Origin of the sequence: Cytophaga sp. (assembly GCF_051961495.1) — a bacterium.
GTDB lineage: Bacteria > Bacteroidota > Bacteroidia > Cytophagales > Cytophagaceae > Cytophaga.
The window spans coordinates 1-8,461 of record NZ_JBQCDF010000243.1 but is presented as its reverse complement, the minus strand read 5'-3'; the positions used below and the strand labels follow the sequence as shown (position 1 = coordinate 8,461).

General features: G+C 39.5%; 7 protein-coding genes. 4 read left to right on the top strand and 3 right to left on the bottom strand.

The genetic code is table 11. The features are described 5' to 3' along the window. Positions 1-198: 198 nt before the first annotated feature. On the bottom strand, positions 199-1,713 hold the full coding sequence (locus tag ACTHJT_RS13330; protein ID WP_440238969.1) for an OmpA family protein: 1,515 nt from the start codon (positions 1,711-1,713) through the stop codon (positions 199-201). Positions 1,714-2,232: 519 nt separating this feature from the next. Between ACTHJT_RS13330 and ACTHJT_RS13325 the strand changes: the two genes are divergently transcribed. Then, a complete protein-coding gene (locus ACTHJT_RS13325) occupies positions 2,233-3,552 on the top strand; it encodes a DEAD/DEAH box helicase (RefSeq protein WP_440238967.1) in 1,320 nt (439 codons plus the stop codon). A 113-nt stretch (positions 3,553-3,665) separates the two neighbouring features. Beyond that, complete coding sequence (locus ACTHJT_RS13320) at positions 3,666-3,998, top strand: hypothetical protein (RefSeq protein ID WP_440238965.1); 333 nt, start codon at positions 3,666-3,668, stop codon at positions 3,996-3,998. Between the two features lie 89 nt (positions 3,999-4,087). On the opposite strand, the gene ACTHJT_RS13315 is transcribed toward ACTHJT_RS13320, so the two are convergent. Continuing rightward, complete coding sequence (locus tag ACTHJT_RS13315; protein WP_440238963.1) at positions 4,088-5,002, bottom strand: glutaminase; 915 nt, start codon at positions 5,000-5,002, stop codon at positions 4,088-4,090. A gap of 45 nt (positions 5,003-5,047) precedes the next feature. Then, complete coding sequence (locus ACTHJT_RS13310) at positions 5,048-6,232, bottom strand: asparagine synthetase B (protein ID WP_440238961.1); 1,185 nt, start codon at positions 6,230-6,232, stop codon at positions 5,048-5,050. 408 nt (positions 6,233-6,640) lie between these two features. Between ACTHJT_RS13310 and ACTHJT_RS13305 the strand changes: the two genes are divergently transcribed. Then, positions 6,641-7,435, top strand: coding sequence for a hypothetical protein (locus tag ACTHJT_RS13305; RefSeq protein WP_440238959.1), 795 nt, complete (start codon positions 6,641-6,643; stop codon positions 7,433-7,435). A 223-nt stretch (positions 7,436-7,658) separates the two neighbouring features. Then, positions 7,659-8,461, top strand: an 803-nt coding sequence (locus ACTHJT_RS13300; protein ID WP_440238957.1) for a hypothetical protein, incomplete at its 3' end; no start/stop codon positions are given.

Here is an 8,461-nt window from a genome sequence, read left to right as displayed (position 1 = left end):
GATGCGATATGAAGATGCACAGAAGCATCTTTTGATATTTTTATTTGTTCAGGCATTCCTTAGAGTAATATACGATAGCGCTAAGTTTATTACGTTTTAAGCGATATAAATCAGTGGACGATAAACTGAAAAACATATAACAAAGGCCGGTTGAATAATTCAACCGGCCTTTTTGTGATTTAAACGGGAATGTGGAATTTATTTCACTACCAGAATATACCTTTTCTTTTTGTCAGCTTCATTTGCTCCCATGCCTTTGTAGCTTATTCTGCTGGCTGGTATACCGCCCTGTACTAAATAATCATAAATGTATTTAGCTTCTTCCTGGGAGTAATCATTACTATAAGTCGTTGAAGAATCATCCGGATTTATGATTTCTTTATCCATGGCTGTATGGCGTACGCTATCTGAAATGATTTCGTCTGTATAGGCACGTACTTCAAAAGAAAGCGCAGGATTTAATTTCAATAGAAGTTTAGCACGGTTCAGTTCAAGTACACTGGCGTTATCTGTTGCTGAAATTTCATTGAAGGTTAGATTTTTTAATTCGATCTCCGTGCCTGCTGTTAATGGTGTTAACGTGAAGCTTACATTTTTTTCTTCGTATTTAATCGGAGACGTTTCCTGCAAAAGGAATGAATTGTATGTGTAACCCGGAGCTGCAGCAAATACGCTGATGTCGTAATTACCTTTAGCCAATACAGGCACAGAATAGCTGCCGTCCGCGGCGGTACGGTAAATCATGTTTTTACCGGTTGCAATATCCGTTACTGTTATTTGTCCAACGAGCGATTTTTCATCTGAAGCATTTTTTATTTTTCCCTGGTAAAGTTTTACCATTTCCGGCTGCATGTCTTCAGGAACTTTGGCGCGTACAATATCGCGTTCGTCCTTGCCTTTGCCCGGAGCAGCAGCATACATCATAGAACCACCTGCTGCGATGGAAATGTATTTGTCATCTGCAGGTGTATTTACAAATGCAAAGTTAACCGGAGCAGAGAAGCTGCCGTCTGCATTCATAGTACTTTTGTAGAAGTCAAATCCACCTTTGCCGCCTTCACGTACAGAAGAAAATATAAATGTTTTATTGTCGGATAATAATTTTCCACCGCATTCACATCCTGTATTAATAGGTGCTGGAAGTTCAACAGGCGCTTTCCATGTATTTGAACTGATACGTTCAGATACCATGATCTTTCCGCAAGGCAGACCTGCAGGTGTTTTTTTATCGCCCAGTAAAGTGAAATATAAAAATTTTCCATCCGGAGACATGGATGGGTCAATTTCATTGCCGGCACTATTAATTGGCTTGGCAAAGTTGGTTGGTGCAGACCATACTCCGGCTTCATTTTTTTCTGTATACCAGATGTCTGTACCGCCAAGTCCCCTGTATCTGCTGGAATGGAACAGGATCATGTTACCATTGTGATTAATGAAATAACCACCGTTGGTGATTTGTTCAATCTCGGTATTTACACCCGCCACTACAGTCGGCATTGACCATACTCCATTTACTTGGTTTGAGATCATGACATCAGCTTTGTTAGATGTTCTGTAGATTACTTCATACAATAATGTTTTGCCATTGCCGCTTACGCTGGGATTGAAATCATCGGTCAGCGAAGTGCTGATGGGCTGGCCTAATGGAACGATCTGGGCAAAAGCCGCGTGCAACATCAGTAAAGCAGAAAAAAGAGATAGTGTACGTTTCATAGCATGTATTTTTAATATGTTTGCGGTTGCTTAAAAGATTCGCATGTTTAAGATAAACAATTCCGGCAATTTCCTGTACGTAATTTATCCTGCGCAGGCCAATGGTTTTATTCTTTTTAAATATTTTTTGTGGTAATGTTATATAAATACCTGAAAAATAAGGAACTTTGCATATATAGAATCCAGCCCTACAGACTTCAGTGCGGTTTTTTATAATAACTTCTTACAGATTTTTTATCTTTCATACCTGATCCAATCTCAACTTTTGTAATAGAACACCCGGAACATACCCGGAACAGAGGCGGAATATACCCGGAACATACGCGGAATATACAAGCCTTTACCTACCTTCTGCTATGGAGCAGCCCTGAAGTTGCCCAGAGGGCACTGCGGTTTTACCTTAGATTCCCGGATATATAAAGGTCATTGAATCCGTTAATATTTCGTACTTTTGTCGTTATAATAAGGCTTGATCATGAAACAGGTAGAAAATACCTCTTTCGTAAAAACAAATACAACGTGTCTTTAGAAATTCTGAAATTAAATAAGCAGTTAAACACTGCCATGGCTGACCTGGGTTTTAATGAACCTAAAGAAGTGCAGGTGAAAACATTATCACGCATTATCGGCGGACAGGATCTTGTGATCATAGGGCCGGAAGGTTGTGGTAAAACAACTGCCATGGTTCTTGGTGTGTTGGGTAAACTGAAATATGCTTTTGAAGTGGCGCCGCGTGCGGTGATTATGGTGCCAAACAAAGATAAAGGATTGGAGCTTGAAGAGCAGTTTCGTTTGTTAGGAAAGAATCTGGACATCCGTGTGCTGGGTGTGTATCCGGGTGCAGGCATGGAAGGCCAGCGGGAATTGCTGGAAGATGGTGTAGATGTTGTAATCGGTACACCGGATCGGATAGAGGCTCTGTATATCAAATCAGCGATTAATCTTACCCAGATCAAATCATTCATTCTGGATGATGCGGATCTGATCGTTAAGCAAGGGCTTCAGACCGTTGTAAAGAATATTACCGAAAGCTTGCCGAAATGCCAGCATGTGGTCTTTACAGAAGTCATGCATGAAAAGCTGGAGAAGCTGGTTAGTTTCTTTTTACTATATCCGACAACCATTGAAGTAGATCTTGATTCAGAAGATTCAGTAGATACAGTTCCCTTGCAGTTATTTAAAGTACCGAACTATAAAACCAAACTGAATTTACTAAACCTGATGATGCGTGATTACGACACGTATAAAAAAGTAGTTGTGTTTTCAAATTCAAAAGCAACATCCGATAAATTATTAAAAAGTCTGGAGAAGCGTATTGAAGGTGCCGTGGCGATTTTTAATCCTTCTTACACGCAGAAGGGATTTACGTCTTTTGAACAATTCAAACAGGATGAAGAAGTACGTGTGTTACTGATGTCAAACGAAGATCAGGTATTATTGAATTTTGATGATATTGGTTTTATCCTGCATTTCGATCTTCCCCTGGAACGTAATATTTTTATCAATCGGGTTGAACGCAAGCAGGCCGATGAATTACCGGACACCATTGCAATTACTTATGCAACCGATATTGAACTGAATATGGTTCGCAAGATAGAGCTAGGCGTCGGTCACAGCATGGAAATCATTGAGCTGCCCTATGATCTAGTGATAGAAGGTAATCGCGGCGGTAAAGATGAGGAAGAAGCGAAAGCATCCAAACACAAAAGAAGAACAGAAGAGTTTGTGCCTGGTGCCGCTTTTCATGCAAAGAAAGAAAGCAACATGAAAGATTATAATTACAACTATAAGGATAAGCGCAAGATGGCAGGGAAGAAGAGTAAGCGCAGGAATGACTGATGATAATTATGAGTTATAAATTGTATGTTGCCAATTCTTCATTATTGCAATGCTGAAGACAGATAACAGGATTTGTAATCCTGATTATAATTTATAATAACAATTAAAGATTAATGAAAAGGAAATATTTCAATTCAATTGGTATTGTGTTTTTGTTGGAGTTAATCTTAGTTGTATTTGTTTCTTTATATACATCTTCGCGAGAAATATTTCTTCTTGGTTTTGTTGGAATATTTTTTACTTCTGCATTATTGGCTATAATCAATTTACTCTTCTTTATTCAAACAAAAGATAAGAAAATTAATTATGTTATACCGGCAGTTTGTTCTGTTTTGATTTTTATTGCTATTTGGCATAAAGATGCTGATTGGTTATTCTTTGTACCCGGAGCATTAAATTGTATCCTTTGTTTTAGGTATTATTTAGCTGATAAGCAAAATGTATAAATCTGCTTTCCTCATGGTTATTAGCCATGGGAAACGATTAAATAATTAGAGAAAGGGTGCAAGATGATTTGCAATCCTGATTGATAAAATTAAAAAATTGTTTTGCCTGTATAGTTTACAAACAACTCTAAGGCTCGTGTTCCTACAAGAGAATTGCCTGATTCACTTAATCCCGGCGACCAGACAACAATACACATTTCACCAGGTACGATTGATACAATACCTCCGCCAACACCGCTTTTAGAAGGGAGTCCGACACGGTAAGCAAAGTCGCCAACTGAATCGTACATTCCGCAAGTCAGCATCAATGCATTGATCCGATCCGAATCTTTTTTTGTAATAACGGTTTTGCCAAGGGTAGGCAATACACCGTTGTTTGCCAGATATAAAAACGCAGTACTCAAATCTTTACAGCTCATGGCAATGGAACACTGATGAAAATATACATCCAGCACTTCGCGTACTTTGTTTTGTATGTTTCCAAAGCTTTTCATAAAATAGCCCATAGCCAGGTTTCTGTTTCCGGTTTCACGTTCGGAATGTGCTACAGCAAGATCAAAATCTATTTCATGATTCAAACTCACATATCTGATGAAGTCTAAAATAGCTTGTTTAGGAGAAGCGTAATTGGAATAAATAATATCTGTGATTACGTGCGCACCTGCATTGATGAACGGGTTGCGCGGAATACCTTGTTCCAGCTCCAGTTGAATTAATGAATTGAATTTGCTTCCTGATGGTTCTCTGCCAACTCTGCTCCAGATTGTTTTATCTGCACAGGCAATAGCCATTGTCAGTGTTATGATCTTTGAAATACTCTGGATCGAAAATTTTTCTTCCGCATTTCCGACACAGGCATATTGACCGTCGACAGTATGAACAGCCATGGCAAATTTATTAGGATCAATACCAGCCAAAGCAGGGATATAGTCAGCTACTTTTCCCTGGCCGATTATAGGTTTAATATCATTGTGTATTTGATTTAAAATAGCCTGGTAATTCATTGCAGAAGTTTGCTTTGATGCCTGGGAAGTAGCCTGGAAGTGTTCTTATGTTTTCTGTTTTTTCTTCTTCGCTGCAGGGAAGAGTACATTGTTCAGGATTAGTCTGAAGCCTGGTGAATTGGGATGCAGGTTCAGGTCGGTTGGTTCTTCACCAACGAAATGCTGGTAATCTTCCGGGTCATGGCCGCCGTAGAATGTCCACGTGCCTTTGCCGTAGGTGCCATGCACAAACTTCGCTTCGCCGATCTCTTTGGTTTCGCCTAAAATAATAACCTCAGGTTTGATCAGGTTTTTCTTGAAGCCCGTTGTTTGTCCCATGAAGCCATGCACAGTACGTGTATGGCATTGAGTAAGCATCGTAGGAATTACATCCCACTTGGCAGAGAAATCAAACAGCGTGAAATAATCATTGTTTTCTGTAAGCCCTCTTTCCGGAGGATTATTATCTATATTGGAGTATTCGTATTCATACGGATCAGACTTCAGTCTGAAATTCTGAAAGGCAAAAGTTTTGGTGAAGTCCAGTTTGCCTGAGGCGTTTGGAGTAGCTGGATCGCCGTCGTACATGGATTCGCAGATGTCCACCCCTTCGGCAGATAAAGCTATGTCGTAAGTGTCCGTTGCTGAGCACATGGCAAACAGATAACCGCCGCCCGCGCAGAAGTCACGGATCTTTTTAACAACCCCTAATTTCAATTCCGATACTTTATTGAATCCTAAGCGCTTTGCTGAAGCTTCGTATTCAAGCTGCTGCTGCTGGTACCAGGGTTGGTTCCTGTACATGGCATAAAACTTTCCGTATTGGCCCGTAAAATCTTCGTGGTGAAGGTGCAGCCAATCGTATTTAGGCAACTCTTCGCCGATGATTTCATCGTCATAAATCACTGTGTAAGGTATTTCGGCATAAGTAAGTACCATGGTCACAGCATCGTCCCAGGGTAGCTTTGTTTTAGGAGAGTAAACAGCAATTTTAGGATATTTTTCAAGCTTTACCACGTCCATATTAATCTCCGGCTTACCTATAAATGTTTGTATGCCAGCATAATCAGCATCAGAGATAATCTCGTATGAAACTCCGCGAACAACCAGTTCGGTTACAAAAGAAGGAGAGTAGATAAAGGCAAAACTTCCGCCTTTATAATTAAGCAGCCAGTCCACAGTGCTTTCTTTGGTGAGTACCCAATAGGCAATTCCATAAGCTTTCAGGTGGTTTTTCTGACTGTCATCCATGGGGATAACAATTTGATTTGCAAGAGTCTTGAAGCAAACCAATAAACAAAAGAATAAACACGATAAGAATTTGATCCGCATGGTACTAGAAAATTAACGTAAACCGGATATTTCTTACAAGTTAGCAGATAATTAAAGTACCTCCAAAAAGTATTTATACCCGTGATTTCGCTGAGTTGTCAGAAGCATTGCTTACTCAACGTTTAATCAGGAATTCAGGTATAATGCACGCATAAAATATATCCGGCAAGGTATGGATTCGCATTCAAACTTTTCGCTTCCGCGGATATGAAAATGTGTATAATCTTTAAGAAATTATTGATTTTACTACTTGTAATTAACCGAATAATTAGCAATATTTGTCGAGGTCAATTTAATTTTTTTATAAAACTAATCCTTTAAAGGAAAATGACACATATTAAAATAGTAAGTAAGTTCTTGATCACCAGTTTACTGCTAATTGGCGCGTTTGCATCACAAGCGGGTATCTTAACCATTTCAGGTGTGTATCAAGGCAAAAATTTGTATGTACAAAATCCATTTGCCGGTAACATGCGCGATTATTGTGCAAATGAAGTTTTTGTCAATGAAGTTAAAAAAGAATACAATGTTGCGAGCAGCGCATTTGAAATAGACCTGTCTTTTTTGAAAATCGGTGATGCCGTAACTGTAAAAATTACGCATAAAGACGATTGCAAACCAAAGATCTTAAACCCACAGGTATTACAATCTCAAAGTTCATTTTCTATCAGCTCTTTCGCAGTAGATAAAGATAAAATTACCTGGTCAACAAAAGGCGAACGCCCTAAAGGTAAAATCTTCGTTGAGCAAATGAGATACAACACCTGGGTAATTGTTAAAGAATTACCTGCAAAAGGCCAGGCGATTGTAAATAACTACGAAGTTGAAAGCTTCCACCATTCAGGTGTTAACCAATACAGAATTAAATACCTTGATGTTGATGGTCAGATTAAATATTCTTCTACAGTTGAATATACATCTACATTAGAGCCGGTAACATTCTATCCGAAACGTGTAACAGATAAAATTACATTATCAAGACCTGTAGAATACGAATTACAGGATGCATTCGGTAACGTGATCAGAAAATCCAAAGGTACTGAAATCGATATCGCTTCTTCGCCAGAGGGTGTTTATTATCTGAACTGTGATAACCAGACATTCAAAATATTTAAAAAGTAATCCTTACTTATAAGTCTTACCAAAAGCCCTTCAGAGTAAACTTCTGAAGGGCTTTTTATTTTTTACATACTCTTCTTCTTTCTCAGAGAACAGTCGGAGTCTGGTTTATAAAGGATGGAAATGATACAACATATTGGATTTTCTTTGTAACGTTTCGCGCGTATCAGGTTTGCATATTTGCTTGTTAACTAAATAGCACAACTATAAACTAACCTGAAAAACAATGAAAAAGAAAATCTTCTCAGCAGCTCAATGGACGCTGGCTTTTGCAGCGATTGCCAGTACGCTTTTAACCTCCTGTAAAAAAGACGAGGACCCGTCTCCGGCACCACCGGACTCAGCCAAAGTGTTTACTTCTGTGGTAAGCCAGGGAACTGTGTCAAGCGGACTTGCTGATGTAACAGGGACTGTTACGGTTTCGGATGGCACAGCTTATTTAAAGCTGATTGGTACATCAACTTCCAATATTGATCATGTATATATTACGAAGTCGCAGGACAACGGATCGATGACGGGATTTGTACCGACAGAAAATTATACGGACGGATCCAGTAATACCTTCCAGGCGGGCGGTACTACAGGAGCATCGTACACGGTATCAAATACAAAGAACTTTACATTGGTGATTCCTGTATCTATACGGACGTCTTCTGCTGCAGTATCGGATGTTTACAGAATCTGGTTTACAAATGGTAGCGGAGCATTCACCTTACCGGCTAAAAACCTCGTTCTCGGTCCGGTTACATTTACCTTGAATTATGTGGCCAATGCAGGCCCTTCATATTCGACTAATACCGGAGTTTCATTAGGTGATCAATATGCAACACCGGGCAGTTTACTTGTTACATCCGGACAAATCACAGCTTTAGGAACGGCAGATTACAATGATTCACCAAACTCTGGAGATCTTTCTTTCTCTGAGTTGAACAGTGCAGGTACAGACCGTACAGGTACCGGGTATAATGGCGGAGACAGAGGTACAGGTGCTATGTGGCTGATCTCGCCAAGTGCAAGAGCCAGCGTAGG